This window comes from Mucilaginibacter sp. P2_A5, from assembly GCF_056404995.1.
Map to the genome: position 1 here is coordinate 109,130 of NZ_JBFUCY010000004.1, position 22,865 is coordinate 131,994.

Below are 22,865 nucleotides of genomic sequence, written 5' to 3' on the forward strand. Positions count from 1 at the left end.
AAATGTTTTATTGACAATTATTTTCCGGGAACGTTCCCGGAAAATCGTTACATATTAGTAAAATTGCCTATTGTGTAATTTTGACACTTAGTTTTGTCCAAATCTTAGCCAGTTTGCAAATTTCCCACAAAAAAAGGCAAAAAGTATTAAAAATACCACCTCATTATGTGTTTCGCTAAAGTTAATTATATCTTAATTTATCCGGTCAAAATTATCTTTTACATAAAATTTGGTTTTATTATTTCTAAATGTAAATTAGTCGCGTGCTGTTTCAGCAAAATTATCAGACCAATTAACACCGGCTAATTAAGCCTTTTTAATTCACAAAAACCCAAAAAGTAAATGAGAAAAAATTACTCAAAAAAGTACGTTCTTCTTTGTGCCTTTCTAATGATGTCAGTAATGGCATTTGCCCAAACAGGAAGCATTAAAGGGAAAGTATTAGACGAAACCAACGCGCCCCTGCCCGGCGCTGCCGTTACTATTGATGGTACAACCATTGGTGCAACTGCCGATGCTAACGGTAACTATACTATAACCGGCGTTAAAACCGGGAACGTTACCGTAACCGCTAAATTTTTAGGTTATGTGGCTTTAAAGAAAGCTGTAACGGTAGGCGGCTCTACTGTTGAGGTTAACTTTTCATTAAAACCCGACAACCAAAACCTTAACGAAGTGGTTGTGGTAGGTTACGGTACCCAAAAGAAGAAAGACCTAACCGGCTCTGTTACGTCCATTTCGGCCAAGGATTTTAACCAGGGACCTGTAACAACACCTGAGCAGCTGATAATGGGTAAAGTATCCGGTGTGCAGATCACTTCAAACAGTGGCGCGCCAGGTTCTGGTAGTACAATCCGTATTCGTGGTGGGGCATCACTTAATGCATCAAATGATCCGCTTATTGTGGTTGACGGTATACCGTTGGGCAACACAGGTATAAGTGGCGTATCAAATTCATTAAGTTTGATTAACCCTAACGATATTGAATCATACAATATCCTTAAAGATGCATCTGCAACAGCCATTTATGGTTCACGTGCATCAAACGGCGTAATTATTATTACAACCAAAAAAGGTAAGGGCGATAAAGATGTACATATCAATTTCGATTCAAAAACTGCCCTTTCGAAAATCACTAAAGAAGTAAGCGTTTTAACTGCCGATGAGTTTCGTACTATAGTTAAAGCCCAGAGCCCTGGCCAGGCTAACTTATTAGGAACTGCTAATACTGACTGGCAAAAACAAATTTATCAACAAGCTTACACTTATGATAATAACCTGAGTATATCAGGCGGCATTAAAGGCCTACCCTACCGTTTATCTATCGGCTACTTAGATCAGGATGGTATTGTTAAAACAGATAACCTTAAAAGAACAACAGCTACTTTTAACGTTAACCATGATTTTTTCCGAGGCAGCTTGAAAGTTGACCTGAGCCTAAAAGGCAGCTATTCTGACAGCCATTTTGCAGCAGGCGCTATCGGCAGCGCAATCGCATTTGACCCTACCCAACCGGTTTACTCAAATGATAAAACTAAATACGGAGGCTATTTTGAGTGGCTGGATAACAGTGGCAACCCCAATACGCTTGCACCACGCAACCCGGTTGGCTTAATTAACGAGCAGGATGCGCGCGGTAAAGCTAAAAGAGGTATTGGTACCTTAACACTAAATTATACGTTCCCTTTTTTGAAGGAATTACAAGCTAACGCTACTTTTGGCGGCGACCTTGCAGACGGTGATGGGTATACCTTTATACCAGCCACCGCAGCATCTAACTTTTTACAAGGCGGATCTTACCAAAATTACTTTAGCGAAACGTATACTTATAACACCGACTATTATTTAAAATACACTAAAGATTTTAAAGAAATCAAAAGCCATGTTGAATTACAGGGAGGTTATTCATACCAATACTTCAACAATTACTATCACACCTTTCAAGGTTATAAAGCCGACAAAAAGACTCCTGTGGGCACACCAGCCGCTCCATCTTATGGTCAATATTATATCGAGTCGCCTTTTGCACGTTTAAATTATTCATTTAATGATAAATATTTATTAACAGCCAGCATCAGGGACGATCGTTCATCACGTTTCTCTGAACTGCACAGAAATGGCTATTTCCCTTCCGTAGCATTTGCATGGCGGGCCAAAGAAGAGTCATTCTTAAAAAGTGTTAGCTTTATATCTGATCTTAAATTGAGAGCCAGCTATGGTATAACAGGGCAACAGGATATTGGCTCTTACTTTCCTTACCTGGCAGTTTACGAACCCAGCAATACTGCTGCCCAATATCAATTTGGCAACTCGTTCGTCAACACATTGCGTTCAAATGCTTACAACGCCGACCTTAAATGGGAATCTACTGCTACAACCAACTTAGGTTTAGACTTTGGATTTCTGAATGGCAGGATCAATGGTACTATTGATGTATACAACAAAAAAACCAAGGATCTTTTAATTTACACACCAATACCAGCGGGTACTAACTTAAGTAACTTTATTAATGCTAACATTGGTAATCTTACTACAAAGGGTATCGATTTCAATATTAACGTTATTGCTATCGCTTCAAAGGATATCAACTGGACGTTGGGTTACAACATATCACTTAACCAACGTAAAATCACCAATATATCTTTAACCGGCGATCCAAACCAAACAATTGCCGCCATAGGTATTCCGGGTGGCGTGGGTAATACCATCGGTTTGTATAAGGCAGGCCAAAACCCAGGCGTATTTTACGTTTATCAACAAGTTTACGATCAAAATGGCCTTCCTTTAGAGGGTATTTATGTCGACCGAAATAAAAACGGATCAACCCTTGATGATAAATATTTGTACAAACAATCAGATCCAAAGGTTTTCATGGGCTTTAACTCAAACGCATCATACAAAAAATGGAATTTAGGGTTCAGCGCACGTGCCAACCTGGGTAACTATTTATACAATGCTCAATCGGCGGCAAACGGCGCTTATGCAGGCGTAAAATTCCCTAATTACCTGGGCAACCTGCCATCAAGCGTATTGGCTACTAAATTTAATCAATACCAATTATACTCGGATTATTATGTAGAGAATGCTTCATTCCTGCGTATGGATTATGCAACCTTAGGCTATACTTTTGGGATAGGCCGCTCGCACAACCTTAGAGCGTCATTCAACGTTTCTAACGTGTTTGTAATAACCAAATATAAAGGCCTTGATCCTGAGGTTAATGGCGGAGTTGACAATAACTTTTATCCACGTCCAAGAGTTTACACACTCGGTTTAAACCTGAGTTTATAATTCGTAAAAATATTAAGATATGAGAAAGAGAAATTTCATTAAACTGGTTGCCATCGCAATGATAGGCGCATCAGTTAATTTAGCATCGTGTAAAAAAGACCTTACGCCCAAAAACGCCGTTACCACTGATAAGGTTTATACCGACTTTGCTAACTATAAACAAATACTGGCTAAACTATACTCATCATTTGCATTAAGCGGCCAGCAGGGCCCGGCAGGTAACCCGGATATTGCAGGTATAGACGAAGGCTTTGGCAACTACCTGCGCGAGTATTATAACATGCAGGAGTTAACCACCGATGAGGCGGCTATTGTTTGGAACGATGGTACCATACATAACCTGCACAACATGACATGGAATTCGCAAAACGAATTTATTACCGCCATGTATAACCGTATATTTTATGTGGTTTCATTAAACAATGAATTCATCCGTCAAACTACCGATGCCAAATTAGCCAGCAACGGTATTACCGGCGATAACCTGGCCAAAGCAAAGCAATACCGCGCAGAAGCACGCTTTTTAAGAGCGTTAGCGTACTGGCATGCTATTGATCTTTTCGGCTCTGTTCCTTTTGTTACCGAGAATGATGTAGTGGGCGTATTTTTCCCTAAACAAAAATCACGCGCCGAAATTTTCGCATACGTCGAAGCCGAGTTGAAAGCTTGCGAGGCAGACATGGGAGCGCCTCGTTTTGAATATGGCCGCGCCGATAAGGCGGCCAACTGGATGTTGCTGGCCAAACTTTACCTTAACGCCAAAGTTTATACCGGTACCGACAGAAGCACCGATGCGATAACTTACGCCAGCAAAGTAATATCTGCAGGCTATACTTTGGAACCTAATTTTAAAAACCTGTTCCTTGCCGATAACAACAAGTCAAACGAGATAATTTTCCCTATTACATTTGACGGTATTCATACCACCGGGTACGGAGGTATTACATACCTTGTACATGCCCAGGTTGGCGGTAAAATGACCCCTTCCAACTTTGGTATTAATGGAGGCTGGTCTGGTTTCCGTACGACAAAGCAGTATGTAAGCTTATTTAGCGATGCAAGCGGAAATACCGATAAAAGGGCTCTTTTCTTTACAGATGGACAAAATCTGGAAATAAACGACGAGTACACCTTTACTGACGGTTATGCTATCCAAAAATTCAGAAATGTAACTTCGACAGGAGCTGCGGGTTCTGACGCAACAGGTAACTTCCCTGACACCGATTTCCCAATGTTCCGCTTAGCTGATGCTTATTTGATTTATGCCGAAGCTGTTCTGCGCGGCGGTACAGGTGGCAACCTGGTTACAGCGTTACAATACGTAAACCAGATCCGCACTAGGGCTTATAGTGGCAGTGTAACCGGTAATATCACGGCGCTACAACTGACACTTCCATTCATACTTGATGAAAGAGGCCGCGAGTTTTTGTTTGAAATGCACAGGAGAACAGACCTTATCCGTTTTGGCAAATTCACCGGCGGTGATTATATCTGGGCCTGGAAAGGTGGCGTTAAAGCCGGCACAAGCGTTGATGCCCATCTTAACCTGATGCCAATTCCATCCGCTGATATCGTCAACAACCCTACCCTGAAACAAAACGACGGATATAAATAAGATTAATAGTCCTGAAGCGCCTCCCGGCGCTTTGGGCTCTTTATAAAAACATTTATTAAACAGATTAAAAGAGAGAAATGAAAAGACTTTTAACCAAAATTTTAGCGATAAGCAGCCTCGGGCTATTATTGCTGCCATCCTGTAAAAAGGATGAAACCAGGGTTGTTGCAAACGTTGGCAAGGCAGGTACCTTAGCGGCTACATCTACAGCACCTGTGTTATCAAAAGATAATGCGACTGATGTTGCTGTTACTTTTACCTGGCCTGCAACTTCGGTTACCGGGTATGCTGCAAAAGTTAGCTACACCTTGCAAATGGATGTAAAAGGCAGCAGCTTTAAATCGACCAAACTCACCGAGGTTGCTTTAAGTGGAACTACCCAATCATACACCGTTGGCAGTTTAAATGCAATATTGCTTACCATGGGTCTGTCATATGACAACAATACCGACCTGGAAGTACGTGTTAAATCGGCTGTCGCAGCTAACTCCATATCATATACCAACGTACTTACTTTAACAGTGAAGCCTTACAAACTGGCCAGCTATGTATACGTTCCAGGAGCTTACCAGGGATGGAGCCCGGCAACCGCCGATAGCTTAAAATCGCCAAACAGCGATAACATTTACGATGGTTTCGTCGCTTTTACCCCGGGTAATCTTGAGTTTAAAATCACCCCTAAAAGAACATGGGATGTAGCCTATGGCGATGCAGGCAGCGGCAAGGTAAGCACCTCTGGTGGTAACTTATCTGTTCCGTCGGCTGGTTTATATGCTTTGCATCTTGACTTAAACGCAGATAAAATGACGTTTACTGCTACCAAACAAATATGGGCTGTTATCGGCGATGCTACCCCAGGCGGCTGGAGCGATGATACCGATATGACCTATGATGCAGGGACAAAAACATACGCCGTTACCGTTGCCCTTGTTGGTGGTAAACAATTCAAATTCAGGTTTAATCATGGCTGGGACTTTAACCTTGGCGGCCCAACATCCGGCCTTACCCAAAACGGACCAAACATTGATGTGGCGGCCAGCGGCAACTACAAAATAGTACTTGATGCCAACGCCAATACTTATACCATTACAAAACTATAAGATACTTATTCACAGTTGATTGATTTGATAGGCCCGCCCGGTGAAAACCAGCGGGTCTTTTTCGTTCATTGGTTCACTGGTTCATTAGTTCATTGGTCTTAAACGCGGGTTTTTAACTGCATAAAAAAAGCGATTGGGGTTGCCAATCGCTTTTTTTTATATTGATTTTTCATGAGCCGCAGGCCTGACAAAGCAGACCAATGAACCAGTGAACTAATGAACCAATAACTACCGTTCTTTGATGTCTACATATTGCCTGTCGGTATCGCCGGTATAAATCTGGCGCGGGCGGCCGATGGGTTCTTTGTTGGCCTTCATTTCTTTCCATTGGGCAATCCAGCCTGGTAAGCGGCCAAGGGCAAATAATACGGTAAACATTTCGGTTGGGAAACCTAACGCGCGGTAAATGATACCCGAATAAAAATCGACGTTAGGGTATAGTTTGCGCTCAACAAAATAAGGATCTTTCAGGGCTACTTCTTCCAGCTTTTTGGCTATCTCCAGTACCTCGTCGTTAATCCCCAATTTTTCTAATATATCATCGCAGGCTTTTTTAATGATCTTAGCCCTCGGGTCGAAATTTTTATACACCCGGTGACCAAAGCCCATTAAACGGAAAGGATCGTTCTTATCTTTCGCTTTGGCAATCCATTTATCGGTATCTCCCCCATCGTTCTTAATTTTTTCCAGCATTTCTATCACGGCCTGGTTGGCGCCACCATGCAGCGGGCCCCACAATGCAGAAATACCAGCCGAAATAGATGCATATAAATTAGCATCCGATGAGCCTACAATACGTACCGTTGATGTTGAGCAGTTTTGCTCATGATCGGCATGTAGTATTAGTAATTTGTTCATTACATCTACCACCACCCTATCTACTTTATAATCTTCTGTACGCTCGGCAAACGTCATGTACAGGAAGTTGGTTACATAATCGTATTTGTTTTGTGGATACACAACCGGGTGGCCTAATGATTTTTTGTAGATCCACGATACTACGGTACTCATTTTAGCCAGCAGCTTCATGATCTCGAGGTTCACTTCCTCGGCAGATAAACCTGGCTTTAACGATTCGGGATTAAAAGCAGCCAATGCGCCAATTAATGAGGATAGCTGCCCCATAGGATGTGATTTTGATGGAAAGCCATCAAAAAACTTTTTCATATCCTCGTGCACAAGGGTGTGGCGGCTAACCTGGTATTGAAAATCGGCTAACTCCTGCTCCCTGGGTAATTCGCCGTATATCAATAAGTAAGCTACTTCAATAAAGCTGGCATTTTCGGCCAGTTGTTCAATCGAGTAACCACGATATTTAAGGATGCCTTTTTCACCATCCAAAAAAGTAATGGCGCTTTTGGTAGCACCTGTGTTTTTGTAGCCGATATCCAGCGTTACGTAACCACTTTGATCCCGCAGTTTTGAAATATCTATTGCTTTTTCGCCTTCTGTACCCTCAATTACCGGGAGTTCAAATGTTTTATCACCAATTTTTAGCTGTGCTGTTTCCGACATAGAAATTTTTGTATCTGCAACAAATGTAATTAAATCTGCGTATTAATAACCGCTAAGATAATTTACTATTTGTAAATTTTTAACTGCAAAATTATTAAATTACCCCTCGTTTACTAAGTAATATTGCCCTGAATCATTTAAAAAGTATCTGTTAATGTCGTTGAAAGTTAAAACACTGTTAATAATCCAAAACGACGATACAGTTTACCGGTTATTACTCATCGGCCTGTTTATTGCAAGCCCATCGTTACATTATCTTTGTTATTATAACTCCTATGACCCTATTTGGTTGAGGCTTATCAACAGTTTTTTTTGTATTATCTCACTCGGCCTGTCTTTCGGTAACAATAAAGCCATTTATACGGCAAGCACTTACATCACGATTTTAGCTTTCCTGGTAATTAATAACTACTTATTATTAAGCATTAATGGTTTTGGACATGCTTACCTTTTTAGTTCCATTACCATATTTATTGCCCTTACCTTATTTTGTAAACGGGGCCGGGAGTTTATTACTTTATGCGCCCTTAATGTGCTGGCCGTTGTTGCTGCTTACTTGAACGCGCCACAATTGAATATATCGCTGCCTGTACTGGCTGTGCTTATTGTAGTTTTCTCGGTTATCGCTTATGTGTCGCTGCTGGTTGTAAAATCATATCAATACAAGCTTAAAAACGCTGTAGACAATGTAATGAAGCTTAATAGCAACCTGTTGGCTAATGATGGCATGCTGCGCCAAAGCCAGGAGGACCTTACATCACTCATTAACTCGTTAAATGATATTATTTATGAGTTTAATGAAGATAAGGTTTGCCAAAATGCCTGGTTTAGCGATTTAACAAAAATAACAGTTAACCCGAGAGCATTTATAGGAAAAAAGATAGAGGACGTATTGGGCGTAGACAAGGCGAAGAAATATAATGCGGCTCTTGATTACGTAATACAAAACCGCTTGCCAACGTCATTTGATTTCATGTCGGATTTTGATTCTGATCTTTGGTTTATAGCTAAGGTTGTGCCTATTTTTGACCGGAATGGCGCTTATATGCATCGTATCTCGTTAGTTTTTGTAGATATATCCGAACAAAAAAGATATGCAAATGCGCTAAAGGCCAATGAAGCGCTTTTGCTTGAGGCGCAGGCTATTTCAAAAACCGGTAACTGGTGGTATGATAGCGTTACAAGTGAAGCCTATTGGTCAGATAACTTATTCAGCCTGCTCGAGATTGACAGTATCCCTCCTAATATCAGCAAATTTCATTATTATATCAGCCTCATCCACCCGGACGACCGCAAAAAAGCCGAAGCTTACCTATCAAGCGTTCACCAAATAACACAGCCACAGTTTGAACATAAATTTATTACACCGAAAGGCAATTTAAAATATATTAAGATTATCCGTGGCGAACTGTTACAGAACGATGATGGCACCGGTAAAAAGATTTTTGGCGTATTGCAGGATATCACAGAAACTAAATTATCCGAAAAAGCGGTAAAAGTTAGCCAGGTAGAACTGGTGGAAGCCCAAACCATTGCCAAAATAGGCAACTGGAAATGGAACTTAACCACAAACCTGCTTGCCTGGTCGGATGAATTGAATATTATACATGAAGTTTCGGCCGGTGATTTACCGGGATTAAACCAGATGCGGCTGTTGTTAAAGTATGTTCACCCTAATGACAGGCATATTTTAAAGCAATTAATCAGAAACCCCGAAAACTTAAAAGATATCTCGCAAGAGTACCGCATAATTACCCCAAATGGTAATATAAAATACCTGAGTGTAATTATAGGTAAGCTGATGAGGCGCGACGATGGCAGCATCCGTAAAATTATTGGCACCCTGCAGGATATTACCGAACGCAAACAAGCCGAATTGGATTACCGGCAATCGGAAAGTAAATACAAACTGGTTTTAGAAACCATTAACCTGGCGGCTATTACTTTAGATAAAAACGGCAACGTAATTTTTTGCAATAAATACCTGTCCAAACTACTTGGTTACTCGCAGGCCGAAATTGCAGGAATGAATTGGATGGAACACTTTATACCGCACGACTTAAAAGATTTTATGACCAACTGGTTTAAAAATAATGCGGTTGAAGCCCATTTTATTAACCCTATTATTTGCCGCAATGGCGAGGAACGGGTAGTAAGCTGGCAAAACACCATTATTTTTGACGAAAACGGCGATCTTAGAGAAACCACCAGCATTGGCGAAGATATAACCGACCAGCAAAAAGCGCGGCAGGAGTTGATTTGGGCTAAAGAGGTGGCCGAAAAGGCATCGAAATTTAAATCGGAGTTTTTGTCGATCATGAGTCATGAGATACGCACGCCCATGAACGCGGTTATTGGCACCACAAATTTACTATTATCAGAAAATCCCCGGCCAGAGCAATTGGAATACCTGAATACCTTAAAATTTTCGGGCGAGAACCTGCTGGCTATTATCAATGATATTTTGGATTATAATAAAATTGAGGCCGGCAAACTTGAGCTTAACAACTCACCGTTCAACCTGCACCAATTGATCCATAAAATAAAGCAATCATTTCACGCCAGGGTTGCCGAAAAGCAATTATTCATGGATGTCATCATAGACGAAAGTATACCCGAAATGATAACCGGCGACAATATGCGCCTAAGCCAGGTAATGAACAACCTGGTAAGCAACGCTGTAAAGTTTACGCACGCAGGTGGCGTTACCATTAAGCTACATAAAGAACTGATAGATAGCACCACTGTTACAGTTAAGTTTGCTGTTGCCGATACGGGGATAGGCATCAGTGCCGATAGCTTTGGGATTGTTTTTGATCCGTTTATGCAGGATAAACATGTAATTAATAATGATTATGGAGGCACCGGTCTTGGCCTTGCTATTACCAAACGCCTGGTTGAGTTACACAGCAGCACCATATCAGTTACAAGCGAGCTTGGCAAGGGTACGTGCTTTGCGTTCTCTATCGCCTTTAACATAGCTCCAAAAACCATCGGCCATCAGCCTGTTACACCAACTGTAACAGGGCTTTCGCTTAGCCTGGCCGGAATGAATATACTGGTGGTAGATGACAATAAAATGAACCTGATGATTGCCACCCGTTTTTTAAAAAAATGGAATGCCAGCACCGATGAGGCGCTAAACGGCGAGATAGCCGTAAATATGGTAAACAACAACAGCTACAATCTTATCATTATGGATTTACAGATGCCGGTTATGGATGGATTTGAAGCTTCGGCTATTATCAAAAAATCGCACCCGGATATCCCTATTATCGCATTAACAGCCGATGCCATGCCCGAAACCTATAACAAAGCTTTAGAAGCAGGCATGAGTGATTACCTCACCAAGCCCTTTGTACCCGAAACCCTGTTTGAAAAAGCGGCCAAATATTATAACCCCGCAGTAGGTGTTAATCAGTAAATAATAGTTATATTAATTCAGCTGTTCCTTCACCAATCCACACTCTTTCATGTGTTCGGGAAAGTAAGGATTTGCTATTTTTTTATCGAGAGATAACCAATAGCCGCCTTTACCACCATCGGCCATAGGGCAGTAATCAACGTAAATAGCTGTGGTTTTTATACTGCTTCCTTTTACCAGCGCAATCACATCGCTACTTAGCGTTAAAAAAGCTGCGCGCTGATCTTTTATATCATCAGTTGTAGCTATTTCATTGGCAAGTGTAGCAGTTTCGGCACAGCCCTTTATGCCCAGAAGCTTACTTTCAAGTGTTGAAGCGGCGGCTTTAATGCCGGCAACATCCGATTTCAGGAATTGATTTTTAAGCGAGATATAGGCAGAGAACACGTTGGCCGTATTGGTTGTATCTGCAATTTTCGCATCAACAACTTTAACAGCTGTGGTATCGGTTTTAGCAGTATCCGGCTGTTTGGCGGCTTGATTACATGCCGGGGCAGCTATAATGGCTGCAAAAATGGAAATACGGATTACAATTTTCATTTAATATTTTAGTTAGTTCGTATTGCCTCAACAGGGTCAAGCACCGAAGCAAAATAAGCCGGAATAATTCCTGATAAAACACCTGTTATCAGCGAGAAGCTTAAACCTGTAATAATATTTGAAGCACCAAGTATCACCTGCACATCAAATAACGCCTTAATGCCAAACGTTAAAAAGTATACAAACAACAACCCTATTAACCCGCCCATAAGGCAAAGCGATACGGATTCAATTAAAAACTGTAATAATATGAAATAGTTTTTAGCCCCCAATGATTTTTGGATGCCTATAATATTTGTACGCTCCTTTACCGATACAAACATAATGTTAGCTATACCAAACCCGCCAACTAACATCGAAAATAAACCTATAATTGCGCCTCCTGTGTTTAACACCTTAAAAACGCTATCCAATTGCTGGGTTAGCATAGTGGTACGGTTAAGCGCAAAATTATCTTCCACACCTGGCCTTAAACTCCTGATTGAACGCATGAGGCCCTTGATCTCGCTTTCAACATCATCGGTGGGGATGCCATCTTTACCACGCACAATGATGGACGGATGGTAATTTTCGGCCTGGATATCAACCAGGTTGTGCGCAAAATTAAGCGGCAATAAAACTTCCTTATCGGTAGATATGCCCAACATATCCTTTCCCTGTTTTGAAAACACACCAACTACGGTAACGTAGCGGCCCATTACTTTTATCTGTTTGCCAATTGCATCACCGGCCGGGAAAAGATTTTGGGCTATATCGAAACCAATATCGGTTATCGGGGCGCCTGTTTTTGATTCCATCCCGGTAAAATATCGCCCTTCGGCAAAATCGAAGTTCCAGGTTTTGTTATGATCTTGTGATGCCGCATCTATCTGCGCGCCGTCAACAGTGTTACTTTTATATTTAATAGTGCGGTTATCGATGCTAATCTCGTACGATAAAGCTTCGGCAGTTTGGCTGCGGCGCGACAGCTCATTAAAATCTTTAAGCTTGGGCACCGGCCTTCGCAAGTATTTCCACCACGGAAAATCACTACCTCCTACCCAGGGCCATTTTTCAACGTAAATGCTGTTGTTTCCTAATTTATTAACGCTGTTTTGCAGGTTGTTACGCAGCGTATCAACTGCCGAAAATACGGCTATAATGGTAAATATGCCTATGGTTACACCTAACAACGAAAGCGTTGTGCGGGTTTTGTTTTGTTTTAGTGCATCAAAAGCAAACAAAAAGCTTTCCCCGAAAAGTTTTAAAAACAGCATATAAACTTATTTTGGTTTCAATGGTTAACCTTACTGCATTTGCACCGTAGCAAAAGCTAAAAAGAACAGATTTTACCCGGTTGAATGTTTTTGTTTTTTAGACGGTATTGCTGCGTTTAAGTTACAGCATTTTAATATTAAACTTAAAGGTTTATAAAATAAGAAGACCCTTAAAAAAATCCGTGAATTTAACAAAAAAATTCATACATTTGCGCCCTGAAAATTCATATACACAAACATGAAATTATCTCAATTTAAATTCAATTTACCAGAGTCACTAATTGCACACAACCCATCAGCTACCCGCGACGAAGCGCGTTTAATGGTATTACACAAGGATTCTGGCAAAATTGAGCATAAAATATTTAAAGACGTACTTGATTATTTTGACGATAAGGATGTAATGATCCTTAACAATACTAAAGTATTCCCTGCCCGTTTGTATGGAAATAAAGAAAAAACAGGCGCTACCATCGAAGTTTTTTTATTACGCGAACTAAACAAAGAACTACGCTTATGGGATGTACTGGTTGATCCGGCCCGTAAAATACGCGTAGGCAATAAATTATATTTCGGTGATGATGATTTGTTAATTGCCGAAGTTGTTGACAATACCACTTCACGTGGCCGTACCATTCGCTTTTTGTTTGATGGTACCGACGAGGAATTCCGCCGCAACGTGGAAATCCTGGGCGAAACACCGCTGCCAAAATACATTAAACGTAAAGCTACAGCCGAAGATAAAGAACGTTACCAAACTATTTTTGCCAAACACGAAGGCGCTGTTGCAGCCCCTACCGCCGGTTTGCACTTCAGCCGCGAGTTAATGAAACGTCTTGAGCTAAAAGGCGTTGATTTTGCCGAAGTTACCCTGCACGTGGGCTTAGGAACCTTCCGCCCGGTTGAGGTTGAGGATTTAACCAAACACAAAATGGATTCGGAGCAGTTTATTATCGAGCAAAAACAAGCCGACATTGTAAACCGCGGCATTGAGCGCAAAGCACGGATATGCGCTGTTGGCACTACCTCAATGCGCGCCATCGAATCGGCGGTATCTGCGGGTAAAACACTGAAAGCTGCCAACGACTGGACCAGCAAGTTCATTTTCCCTCCGTACGATTTTAGCATTGCAAACTCCATGATCACCAACTTCCATACGCCCGAATCAACCCTGTTGATGATGGTATCGGCATTTGGCGGTTACGAGCATGTAATGAACGCTTACGAAGTTGCAGTTAAAGAAAAATATCGCTTTTACAGCTATGGCGATGCCATGCTGATTATATAAGTTTAGATTTGAGATAATCAGATTTGAGATATGAGACTAAAGCTTATATCTCATTTTTTTTGTTTTAGATTTACTAAAATAAAAAACTGTCATGCTGAGGAACGAAGCATCTATTCGCGAACTTTTCTATCGGCCATGCAAAGCTGATAGATCCTTCGTTCCTCAGGATGACAGGAAAATTGAATATGCCGTGCTGAAGAACGAAGCATGACAGGTTAAGTGGTTAAACAGAAAAAAATGACCGACGCTATTCTCCAAACACCTATCTCAAATCTCACATCTAAATATGTTATAATAGTAGCCGGGGGCTCGGGTACCCGTATGCAGGCTGCGGTACCAAAACAATTTCTTTTGGTTAACGGTCTGCCTGTATTAATGCACACTATGCTGGCGTTTTTTAATTCGGGAGTTAACCCCAACATCGTAATTGTGCTTCATCCAGATTTTCATGCATACTGGCATGAGTTGTGCGAAAAATACAGTTTCGGCATACCCCACCGGTTGGTTGCCGGCGGCGAAACACGCTTTCATTCTGTAAAATACGGATTAAGCGCTATCAGTGCCAACGACGATGCTTTGATTGCCGTGCACGACGCTGTGCGACCACTCACCAGCGCCATTGTTATACAAACATCATACAATCATGCCAGCGAACACGGCAACGCGGTAACAGCCGTTAAAAGCCGCGATTCTGTAAGGCAGGGCACTGCCGATAAATCGGTAAGTTTATTGCGGGACGAAGTTTACCTGGTACAAACGCCCCAAACCTTTAAAGCCGGCATATTAAGAAAAGCTTATGAACAAGCCTTCAGCCCCAAATTTACCGACGACGCCAGCGTTGTTGAGCAAAACGGAATTGACATTCAACTTACTGAGGGCAGTCATGAAAACATCAAGATTACGTTCCCTGAAGATATAGCGATTGCAGAATTACTACTGGATAAAAAAAGCCATTAACCTGTCGGTTAATGGCTTTTTATTTACCTAAGGTTGTTATGCTCTTCGGATAACGCCTAATAGTAAAGCTATAATAGCTATTACTAAAAGTATGTGAATTAAATTTCCGGCGTGTCCAAAGAAAAAGCCGAATAGCCATCCTAATACCAGGATAACCGCGATAATGTACAATAAGCCTCTCATTTTAGTAAGTTTTTAAGTGATAAATGTGTTAAGCTTATTACTAAAATCATTCCAAAAATGTGGCTTAAATAAAAAAGCCCCTAAAAAGAGGCTTTTTTATGCTGATTAGTATTCGTCTTCGTTAAAAAAGAAATCATCTTTAGTCGGATAATCCGGCCATATCTCTTCTATATTTTCGTACGGTTCACCATCATCTTCCAGTGCCTGCAGGTTTTCAATCACCTCAACAGGAGCTCCGGAACGGATAGCGTAATCAATTAATTCATCTTTTGTTGCGGGCCATGGTGCATCTTCAAGATGCGATGCAAGTTCAAGTGTCCAATACATATTTCTCTATATTTTATAATTTATCAGTAAATTAACTTTTTCGCAAAACTATAATATTTTTAAGTGGAATATCAATATTTTTTTTCACATTATCAAATCCTCGGTATCCATTGATTTTCAGGCACTTTACTATCATTTCCAATCTTACGGGCCAAAGTGAACAGGTAATCGCTTAACCTGTTCAGGTAAATATTCACTTTTTCATCCACTGTACTCTCTGTAGCCAGCTCAACGGTTATCCGTTCGGCACGCCTGCATATACATCTTGCAATATGGCAAAACGAAATGGCATTACTGCCACCCGGCAAAATAAAATGACGCAGCTCGGGCAATTGTTCATTCATGCTGTCCATTTCCTTTTCAAGTAGCTCCACATCCTGCATGTGCAAATCCGGGATCACCATTTTTGATCGTTCGGGATCCGCCGCCAGGCAGGAGCCTATTGTAAACAACCTGTCCTGTATCTGCTTCAATATCTCTTTATCATGACCGGTAATATCCTGGTCGCGAATGAGGCCAATGTAGGAGTTTAGTTCGTCAACAGTACCATAGCTCTCTATCCGCAAATGGTATTTAGCTACCCTTGTGCCGCCTATTAATGATGTAAACCCCTTATCTCCTGTTTTAGTATATATCTTCATGAATTCTTTTCATACCTCGTTCAGCCAAAGTGAATATATCAATTTTACCAGAAAACAAATAGCGCAATTCCAATATTATATCACAACTCTTTTGTGTAATTTTTACATATAAAATGCTTTTATAAAATGATAGCGTTAAACTTGCAACTATAATATAGTCAAAATTGTTTATTTATAAAAAATCATGAAATCGATCATATTATCATCTAAGCTATTGTTTCTTGCGGCCACGGCCGTGGTTGTATCGTCTGTTAGCTGCGGCGGCAGTACCGGGGCTAAAAAAAATCCGGATACCGCCAGCACGGTAATAACAGCTCCTAAAGCATCCATCAGTAGTATCCTTACCGAAAAACAGTTTAATGATCTTTTCCCTCAACGCAATAAATTTTATACTTACGCCGCGTTTATTAAAGCAGCAGACGAATTAGGGCAGGTTAAAGTAAAAATATCACGCAGGGCAGTATCGGTTTATCAATTTATCCGCACCGATAAAAAAACCGGGAAAGATTCCGTTGCACGCCAGGACGGTGATTGGAACGAAGAATGGGCCAAAAAGAAACCAGACAGCGTTTTTACCGTTGACTATGGAGATTTTTGCACAGCCTCGGCGGCCGATATCAACAAAAAAGAACTAGCCGCTTTTTTTGCACAGATAGCCCACGAAACACGCCACGGCATGAACGGAAGTTACAACGATGGATTGATGCTGATACATGAAGACAACACCTCAAATGTTTACATATCCGACAGCGACGAATACCCCGCTGTTAAAGGTAAAAAGTACTATGGCCGCGGCCCTATGCAGCTAAGCTACAACGGCAATTATGGCTTTGCCTCGAACATTATTTTTGGCAATTCAAAAATCCTGCTTAATAATCCCGAATTGGTAGAACAAGACCCGGTAATAGCTTTTAAAGCTGCCATATATTTCTGGATGACGCCTGAAACCCACAAACCATCGGCCCATGATGTAATGACCGGCAAATGGCAGCCAACCGCCAATGATAAAGCAAACGGCCGTACCACACCAGGCTTTGGCATGACCATTAATATTGTTAACGGAGATGTAGAATGTGGCAAAGGTGACAACTTTGGGATGACAGACCGTATTGGTTTCTACCAGTTCTTTTTAAAGAAGCTGGGCATCACCGATGCAAATTGTGCCTGTTCATGTGCTACCGTGAAACCGTATAAATATTAAACAAACCTACTAAACGGGTCAAACTTACGAAGTTTTTATACGCCCCGCAAGTAATGAACTCACATATATTTGGATATCAGGCAAATTGTGGAGCCATGTAATTAATAAGCACCCTTAACTTACGAAGTTTTAAAAACTTTGTAAGTTTCTATACAACATGCAAGCAATGAGTTCACATGTACTTGGATAAGTCGCCATCTTTTACAATTGTGCTATGATGACTGATAAAACTTTCCAATCCGCCAAACCAATCTATTGCTTCTTGCCTGTTTATAACAGTTTGTTTATTCGCCAAATAAGCATTGTATGATGAATACTTATAATCTTCCATCCGTTTTACAAGACCAGCTACCACCGGATTTTGATGAATATAAACAATGATCTTAGTAAAGTAACTATTGGAATCTATTTCTGAAACTTTATACCTTCCCTGAAATAGGGCTCCAACACGATTGTATTTTTATTTATTGCTTTTGAATACGAAATAAAGAAATTCTTTATGCCTCTTTCAAACAACTCTTTATCATTTACCCTGATAAAAAAGTGAAAATGATTAGGCATTAAGCAATATGAAAAAACTTCACAAAATGGCAATACATGCTTCTTAAACTGTTCAAGAAAGTAAGAATAGTTTTCAGCTTCAAAGAAAATAAGATCTTTATTGTTTCCTCTGTTATATAAGTGATAGCAGGTATTTAGATTGATTTTCACGGCTTAGATTTGAAAATTCTGATAAGCAAACATACTCAAACTTACGAAGTTTTTAAAACTTCGTAAGTTGTACGCTGGCCTTAAGTCTACCTTTTCAGCGTAAAAGTAAACGCAGTAAACTCATCAATAACCGAGTTAACTTTTATAGTACCCCCTAATGCCTCAACTAAGCCCTTCACAGTACTCAGGCCAATGCCCGAACCATCTTCATCAAACCGGTCTTTGATGCCCAGGGTGGTCATGGGTTCAAATATTTTGGTGTAGTTTTCCGGGGCAATACCAATCCCGTTGTCGGTAATGTTAAAAGTGTAAAACCAGTTATCGGCGGTAAATTCAATTTTTATAACGCCCTCTGCTTTGTTGTTGTAGCGGATAGCGTTATTGATCAGGTTGGTCATGATCTGTTCAAACGTCACAACCGATGTGGTAATTTTGATAGGCCGCGATGATATGTTGATAGTAAAATCAGCGGGCACATTTACCATTTTAAGTACATCATTTAATAGGCGCATCACTTCAACTTCCACCCTGTTCTGCATCAGCACTTTACTCGATTTTGAATAGTCGAGCATCTTTTCGAGCAACGAGATTAATTTATAAGACGATGCATTAATGATATCCAGGAATTTATTCCCTTTTTCATCAAGGTTGTCTTTAAACCTATCTTTTAATACCTGGCCCGTGAGCAAAATATTGGTTAGCGGATTGCGAATATCATGGGCCGCCATTATGGCAAATTTTTCAAGATATTGATTCGACTCTTCCAGTTGGAGCCGGGCTGCATCAAGTTCGTTAACTTTCTTTTTAAGTTCAAGCTGCGCCACCACCTGGTTGGCCAGTGCTTTAAGGGCAAGTATTTGCGCGTTATTGAGCTGGCGGGCTTTATGATCAATAACGCACAACGTACCCAGAGCATAACCATCGGGATTAATCAGCGGCACACCCGTATAAAAAACAACCTGTGGCGTACCTGTAACCAATGGATTATCGGCAAATCGTTCATCGGCCTGCGCATTGGTAACTACCATCACTTTTTCCGGCTCCAAAATGGCATGGGCGCAAAAAGCAAGTTCTTTGGGCGTTTGAGTAACCTCCAGGCCTTTATTTGATTTAAACCATTGCCTGTCGTTATCAATTAAGCTAACCAATGAAATAGGCGTTTGGCAAATTTCAGATGCTATCAAAGTAATTTCGTCAAAACCCTGCTCTGGCAAAGTATCCAGAATTTGGTAAGAATTTAAAGCGGCAAGGCGCTCATTTTCGTTTTCCGGAACGGGAGGTTTTATCATTAAACTTTCTTGATAACAAAACAACTTCTAAATTAAAAAAATGTTATAGTGATTAAAGATTATTTGTATCATTAAAATTACAACCCGCCCGCGATGCAAATGCAAAGTCGCGCACCATCCATAACACATTACCTATCAGGTTCTTTCGAATGGTTCAATATTGTCAGATTTATCCCTTATAAATTGTGAGTTTGTCCCTCACTTCACTTGTTTATTCCTATCTAATTTAGGAACAAATTATAACTACCTAAAAAGGCAACGCCTGTTGTCGTAAATACCGTTTTTTCTTGCTTCTATCTCATAGACGAATGCTATGTTGTAGACGTTGGCACCCTTTTTCAGGTCGTTTTTTTTGAATCGCTTGCTAACCAATTCATTATACATTAAAAAAACCACATGAGAAAGACCTTAATTTTATTTAGTACAGTTTATCTTTTTTTTGGCTGTGCCAAGCAGCGCGCTGAAGTTTCGCCAGAAGCCACAACCGACGCCAAACCGGCAACCACAAAAACAACCCTCGCAGTCGGAGCAGCATCTATTGCAGGAGTGAACTGGGCCGACGGCCGTGACAACTTCGTAGACGGATGGGTTATTCCATCCGGCTTGACGGCATCCGACGACTATAATACTGTCTCGGCCAAAGCGAACGCGATTTTGTCGGGCTTTCAAACTAACATGTCCGGCGTCAACACAGTAAGATTGCCAATTAATCCGCCAAGTGTGGCTGAATCGTGGTGGGGCGCTTATACAGGGGCAATAGACAAGGCCCTTAGTAAAGGCATGAAGGTAATTTTGTGTTGTTGGGAAAGCTCATCGGCCAGGGACGGGAAGATTGATGACATCAACGCTTTCTGGACGATGTGGCAAACAGTTGTTAATAAATATGGCAGCAACGGCAATGTTTACTTCGAAGTATTTAACGAACCTTATGGTTACAATTTATCCGATTTAACATCGATATATGCGCAGTGGCTGTCCAGGTACCCCAGTGTTGCTAAAGGGCGGATTATTTTGAGTGGTACCGGTTATTCTGAAAACGTTACCGGCGTGGGTGCCGATAGCCGATTCACATCATGCCTGCTGGCCTTACACAATTATGCCTATTGGGCAACAAGATCTACTTCGGGTTGGGAAAGTGACTGGAGAAGCAGATTTGGGAGCTACGGCGCCAGGACGGTAGTTACAGAGTTCGGGGCGACAATGAATAGCCATAAAGATTATCAAAACGGCTCTCAGGCGGATAACGAAATTGCTTACATAGTAGGATCCAGCAATGTATTCCGGAATGATAGGGTTGCAAGCATTTATTGGCCGGGGTTAAGAGACAACGACAGCTATAGCATTCAAACCCGCGGAGGAAGCGGCACTAATATCACCTTAACCACAGTAAACAGTTCGGGTGTATTCCGCGTACGTTACGGATGGGGCCTTAATTAGGCGTTACAATAACCGCCTTTATTCGGGCATATTTCATAAACCAGTTAGCAAGACAGGTTAAATCAAAGGGTTCTCTTAAACAGAGGGCCCTTTTTTCCGCAACCTCAATGTTCGAGGAACCGACGCCTTTATTCGGCGGAATTTGGAATAATGGTTTATGCCGAGATTTGGAATATCAAACTGCCGGGCGCAAAAAAAAGATCCCGAAAGGCTAACCTCCCGGGATCTTTTCATCTTAATCTTTAGCCGAATTTTACTTTTTAGCTTGTTGTTGGTTTTTCATCATTTCTTCCATACGAGCCTGGAAACCTGATTTCTTTTTCTTTTCCTCGGGTTTCTTTTTGTTTTCCTGGATCTGGGCATGAATCTTTTTATCATCAACCATGAATTTAATCAGGTATTGCTGTAAAAAGGTAAGCATGTTGGCCAGGAAGTAGTAATAATTCAAACCCGAAGGATAGCTATTCAGGGTAATCAGAAATATAAGCGGTGTAATGTAACCGATATATTTCATTTGCCCGGTAGCTCCCGAAATCTGGTTATTGAAATACGTATAGATCAAAGTAGAAATGGTCATCAGCAAACACATCAAACTGATGTGGTCGACACCCATAATGGGGGCAAATTTAATTACCGAATCGTAAGTTGATAAATCATGCATCCATAAAAAGCTTTGTCCGCGCAGCTCAAATAAGCTTGGGAAAAACTTAAAGAAGGCGATAACAATTGGCATCTGTATTACCAATGGCAAACAGCCGCCCAATGGGTTTACTCCCGCTTTTTTGTAAAGCTTCAGGTACTCCTGTTGTAAAAGCGTTGGGTTATCCTCTCCTACCTTCGCCTTTATTTCATCCATCTCGGGCTTCAGCACGCGCATTTTGGCCATTGACAGGTATGATTTGTAAGTAAGCGGCGATAATACCAGCTTAAGGGCAATTGTGAGTATCAAAATGATTAATCCATAGTTCCAGTTAAATTGGTTCAGGAAGTTAAACAACGGCAATACCGCAAACTGGTTAATGTATTTCAAAGGTCCCCAGCCCAGGTTAACCAGTTTCTGTAAATCTGATCCCTGCGCTTTAAGCGTTGAATAGCGGTTAGGGCCAAAATAAAACTCCAAAGGAACGCTGCCATCGGCCGAACGTACCAATGTTAAATCGGCCTTCATCTGCCTAACGTCTGTAGTATCGGCCACATCGGTTACTGCTGCAAAATTTGATTTGCTTATCCCGTTTTTAGCCACCAGCGCGTCAGAGAAAAAATGCTGTTTAAAAGCAACCCAGGTCATCTTTTTATCGCTGACCTCTTTCTGATCGTCTTTGGATTCGCTTAAATAATCAACATCGCCATCTGTATTATAATAGTAAACAGTTGTATACTGGCGCTCCTGTTTCATATCCTTTTCCTGTTTGTGCAGGCTGGCTGCCCAGTTCAGGTTAAGATTGCTGCTGTTGGCCATAACGCCATCAAGGCCGGTTGGCTTAATGGTAAGGCCTAATTTAAAGCCGGTACCTTTTAAGCTATATACATAATCAATGTACTGTGTTGGGCTGTAGCTTAAACGCAGGGTAATGGAAGCCGAATCTTTTTCGGCTACCTTTAAATCGGTACCGCTTGGTGTAAAATAATACTCGTCGGTATTGATGTTTTTAGCGCCAACGTTAAAATTCAGGCCAAAATGATCTTTATCGCCACTGAACAGTATTAGCGGCTTTTTATCAAAGGTTTTATAATTCTTTAACTCAACAGATGCTACCTTACCACCTTTGGTGTTTAGTTTAACCAATAACTCCTGGTTTTCTATCGTAATTAATTTGTCGGCACCTACTGATGCAGCTCCAAAGGGGCTTTTTAACGTTGCCGAATCGGCTACAGTTTTTACAACGGCTTTGGTGGTATCAAGCTTAGCGGCAATCGGCGTACTTGTTTTATTTAATAAGCCCTTTTTTACCGAATCCTGGTGTTGTACCAGGCGTTCTTTTTTCAATTCGGCTTCATTCGGCTTTAAAAAGTAAATTGAGCCGGCTATGATAGCCATAATCAGGAATAATCCTGTGAAAGTATTTTTATCCATTATATTGTATCGTACA

The 22,865-nt window shown here is 41.1% G+C and carries 16 protein-coding genes; 8 read left to right on the forward strand and 8 right to left on the reverse strand.

Features of this window, described 5'->3' with window-relative positions; genetic code table 11:
* Nucleotides 1-402 precede the first annotated feature (402 nt).
* The 3 genes from AC1DXF_RS04990 (at nucleotide 403) to AC1DXF_RS05000 (ending at nucleotide 6,006) form a co-directional block, all read left to right on the forward strand.
* On the forward strand, nucleotides 403-3,291 hold the full coding sequence (locus AC1DXF_RS04990) for a SusC/RagA family TonB-linked outer membrane protein (protein WP_477446740.1): 2,889 nt from the start codon (nucleotides 403-405) through the stop codon (nucleotides 3,289-3,291).
* A gap of 19 nt (nucleotides 3,292-3,310) precedes the next feature.
* Entirely contained in the window at nucleotides 3,311-4,906 is a 1,596-nt protein-coding gene (locus AC1DXF_RS04995) for a RagB/SusD family nutrient uptake outer membrane protein (RefSeq protein ID WP_477446742.1), read from the forward strand.
* Nucleotides 4,907-4,983: 77 nt separating this feature from the next.
* Nucleotides 4,984-6,006, forward strand: a complete 1,023-nt coding sequence (locus AC1DXF_RS05000; protein WP_477446744.1) for a SusE domain-containing protein — start codon at nucleotides 4,984-4,986, stop codon at nucleotides 6,004-6,006.
* Between the two features lie 228 nt (nucleotides 6,007-6,234).
* Here AC1DXF_RS05000 and AC1DXF_RS05005 read toward each other — a convergent pair whose 3' ends face one another.
* Nucleotides 6,235-7,521 carry a citrate synthase gene (locus tag AC1DXF_RS05005; RefSeq protein WP_477446746.1) on the reverse strand — a complete coding sequence of 429 codons (1,287 nt, stop codon included), beginning with the start codon at nucleotides 7,519-7,521 and terminating at the stop codon, nucleotides 6,235-6,237.
* 154 nt (nucleotides 7,522-7,675) lie between these two features.
* Here AC1DXF_RS05005 and AC1DXF_RS05010 point away from each other — a divergent pair, with 154 nt between their 5' ends.
* Nucleotides 7,676-10,945 (forward strand): PAS domain-containing hybrid sensor histidine kinase/response regulator, encoded by a 3,270-nt coding sequence (locus tag AC1DXF_RS05010; RefSeq protein ID WP_477446748.1) that lies wholly within the window; start codon nucleotides 7,676-7,678, stop codon nucleotides 10,943-10,945.
* Nucleotides 10,946-10,957: 12 nt separating this feature from the next.
* On the opposite strand, the gene AC1DXF_RS05015 is transcribed toward AC1DXF_RS05010, so the two are convergent.
* Together AC1DXF_RS05015 and AC1DXF_RS05020 are read right to left on the reverse strand one after the other, a co-directional pair.
* Nucleotides 10,958-11,485 carry a DUF3347 domain-containing protein gene (locus AC1DXF_RS05015; protein ID WP_477446750.1) on the reverse strand — a complete coding sequence of 176 codons (528 nt, stop codon included), beginning with the start codon at nucleotides 11,483-11,485 and terminating at the stop codon, nucleotides 10,958-10,960.
* 8 nt (nucleotides 11,486-11,493) lie between these two features.
* The gene (locus tag AC1DXF_RS05020; RefSeq protein WP_477446752.1) at nucleotides 11,494-12,741 is read right to left on the reverse strand and encodes an ABC transporter permease; all 1,248 of its coding nucleotides are present in this window, start codon (nucleotides 12,739-12,741) and stop codon (nucleotides 11,494-11,496) included.
* Between the two features lie 238 nt (nucleotides 12,742-12,979).
* Between AC1DXF_RS05020 and queA the strand changes: the two genes are divergently transcribed.
* Nucleotides 12,980-14,029 (forward strand): tRNA preQ1(34) S-adenosylmethionine ribosyltransferase-isomerase QueA, encoded by a 1,050-nt coding sequence (gene queA, locus AC1DXF_RS05025; RefSeq protein ID WP_090652026.1) that lies wholly within the window; start codon nucleotides 12,980-12,982, stop codon nucleotides 14,027-14,029.
* A gap of 237 nt (nucleotides 14,030-14,266) precedes the next feature.
* Nucleotides 14,267-14,986: a 2-C-methyl-D-erythritol 4-phosphate cytidylyltransferase gene (locus AC1DXF_RS05030; RefSeq protein WP_477446754.1), complete on the forward strand. Its 720-nt coding sequence runs from the start codon at nucleotides 14,267-14,269 to the stop codon at nucleotides 14,984-14,986.
* A gap of 36 nt (nucleotides 14,987-15,022) precedes the next feature.
* Here the strand turns inward: AC1DXF_RS05030 and AC1DXF_RS05035 are convergent, their stop codons facing one another.
* The 3 genes from AC1DXF_RS05035 to AC1DXF_RS05045 form a co-directional block, all read right to left on the reverse strand.
* Nucleotides 15,023-15,169: a lmo0937 family membrane protein gene (locus tag AC1DXF_RS05035; RefSeq protein ID WP_147052108.1), complete on the reverse strand. Its 147-nt coding sequence runs from the start codon at nucleotides 15,167-15,169 to the stop codon at nucleotides 15,023-15,025.
* A 105-nt stretch (nucleotides 15,170-15,274) separates the two neighbouring features.
* Nucleotides 15,275-15,496 carry a DUF2795 domain-containing protein gene (locus AC1DXF_RS05040; RefSeq protein ID WP_002996718.1) on the reverse strand — a complete coding sequence of 74 codons (222 nt, stop codon included), beginning with the start codon at nucleotides 15,494-15,496 and terminating at the stop codon, nucleotides 15,275-15,277.
* Nucleotides 15,497-15,588: 92 nt separating this feature from the next.
* Nucleotides 15,589-16,137, reverse strand: coding sequence for a cob(I)yrinic acid a,c-diamide adenosyltransferase (locus AC1DXF_RS05045; protein WP_477446757.1), 549 nt, complete (start codon nucleotides 16,135-16,137; stop codon nucleotides 15,589-15,591).
* 184 nt (nucleotides 16,138-16,321) lie between these two features.
* Between AC1DXF_RS05045 and AC1DXF_RS05050 the strand changes: the two genes are divergently transcribed.
* The gene (locus AC1DXF_RS05050) at nucleotides 16,322-17,338 is read left to right on the forward strand and encodes a chitinase (protein WP_477446759.1); all 1,017 of its coding nucleotides are present in this window, start codon (nucleotides 16,322-16,324) and stop codon (nucleotides 17,336-17,338) included.
* Nucleotides 17,339-18,135: 797 nt separating this feature from the next.
* Here AC1DXF_RS05050 and AC1DXF_RS05055 read toward each other — a convergent pair.
* A complete protein-coding gene (locus AC1DXF_RS05055) occupies nucleotides 18,136-19,338 on the reverse strand; it encodes a sensor histidine kinase (protein WP_477446761.1) in 1,203 nt (400 codons plus the stop codon).
* Nucleotides 19,339-19,734: 396 nt separating this feature from the next.
* On the opposite strand from AC1DXF_RS05055, the gene AC1DXF_RS05060 reads away from it, so the two are divergent.
* Complete coding sequence (locus AC1DXF_RS05060) at nucleotides 19,735-20,775, forward strand: cellulase family glycosylhydrolase (protein ID WP_477446763.1); 1,041 nt, start codon at nucleotides 19,735-19,737, stop codon at nucleotides 20,773-20,775.
* A gap of 253 nt (nucleotides 20,776-21,028) precedes the next feature.
* Here AC1DXF_RS05060 and yidC read toward each other — a convergent pair whose 3' ends face one another.
* Entirely contained in the window at nucleotides 21,029-22,849 is a 1,821-nt protein-coding gene (yidC, locus tag AC1DXF_RS05065) for a membrane protein insertase YidC (protein WP_477446765.1), read from the reverse strand.
* Nucleotides 22,850-22,865 lie beyond the last annotated feature (16 nt).

Coding starts and splice junctions, on each gene's coding strand:
- AC1DXF_RS04990 (WP_477446740.1), top strand. CDS start 403: ATGGCATTTGCCCAAACAGGAAGCATTAAAGGGAAAGTATTAGACGAA.
- yidC (WP_477446765.1), bottom strand. CDS start 22,849: ATGGATAAAAATACTTTCACAGGATTATTCCTGATTATGGCTATCATA.
- AC1DXF_RS05015 (WP_477446750.1), bottom strand. CDS start 11,485: ATGAAAATTGTAATCCGTATTTCCATTTTTGCAGCCATTATAGCTGCC.
- AC1DXF_RS05045 (WP_477446757.1), bottom strand. CDS start 16,137: ATGAAGATATATACTAAAACAGGAGATAAGGGGTTTACATCATTAATA.
- AC1DXF_RS05000 (WP_477446744.1), top strand. CDS start 4,984: ATGAAAAGACTTTTAACCAAAATTTTAGCGATAAGCAGCCTCGGGCTA.
- AC1DXF_RS05020 (WP_477446752.1), bottom strand. CDS start 12,741: ATGCTGTTTTTAAAACTTTTCGGGGAAAGCTTTTTGTTTGCTTTTGAT.
- queA (WP_090652026.1), top strand. CDS start 12,980: ATGAAATTATCTCAATTTAAATTCAATTTACCAGAGTCACTAATTGCA.
- AC1DXF_RS05055 (WP_477446761.1), bottom strand. CDS start 19,338: ATGATAAAACCTCCCGTTCCGGAAAACGAAAATGAGCGCCTTGCCGCT.
- AC1DXF_RS05010 (WP_477446748.1), top strand. CDS start 7,676: ATGTCGTTGAAAGTTAAAACACTGTTAATAATCCAAAACGACGATACA.
- AC1DXF_RS05005 (WP_477446746.1), bottom strand. CDS start 7,521: ATGTCGGAAACAGCACAGCTAAAAATTGGTGATAAAACATTTGAACTC.
- AC1DXF_RS05035 (WP_147052108.1), bottom strand. CDS start 15,169: ATGAGAGGCTTATTGTACATTATCGCGGTTATCCTGGTATTAGGATGG.
- AC1DXF_RS05050 (WP_477446759.1), top strand. CDS start 16,322: ATGAAATCGATCATATTATCATCTAAGCTATTGTTTCTTGCGGCCACG.
- AC1DXF_RS05030 (WP_477446754.1), top strand. CDS start 14,267: ATGACCGACGCTATTCTCCAAACACCTATCTCAAATCTCACATCTAAA.
- AC1DXF_RS05040 (WP_002996718.1), bottom strand. CDS start 15,496: ATGTATTGGACACTTGAACTTGCATCGCATCTTGAAGATGCACCATGG.
- AC1DXF_RS04995 (WP_477446742.1), top strand. CDS start 3,311: ATGAGAAAGAGAAATTTCATTAAACTGGTTGCCATCGCAATGATAGGC.
- AC1DXF_RS05060 (WP_477446763.1), top strand. CDS start 19,735: ATGAGAAAGACCTTAATTTTATTTAGTACAGTTTATCTTTTTTTTGGC.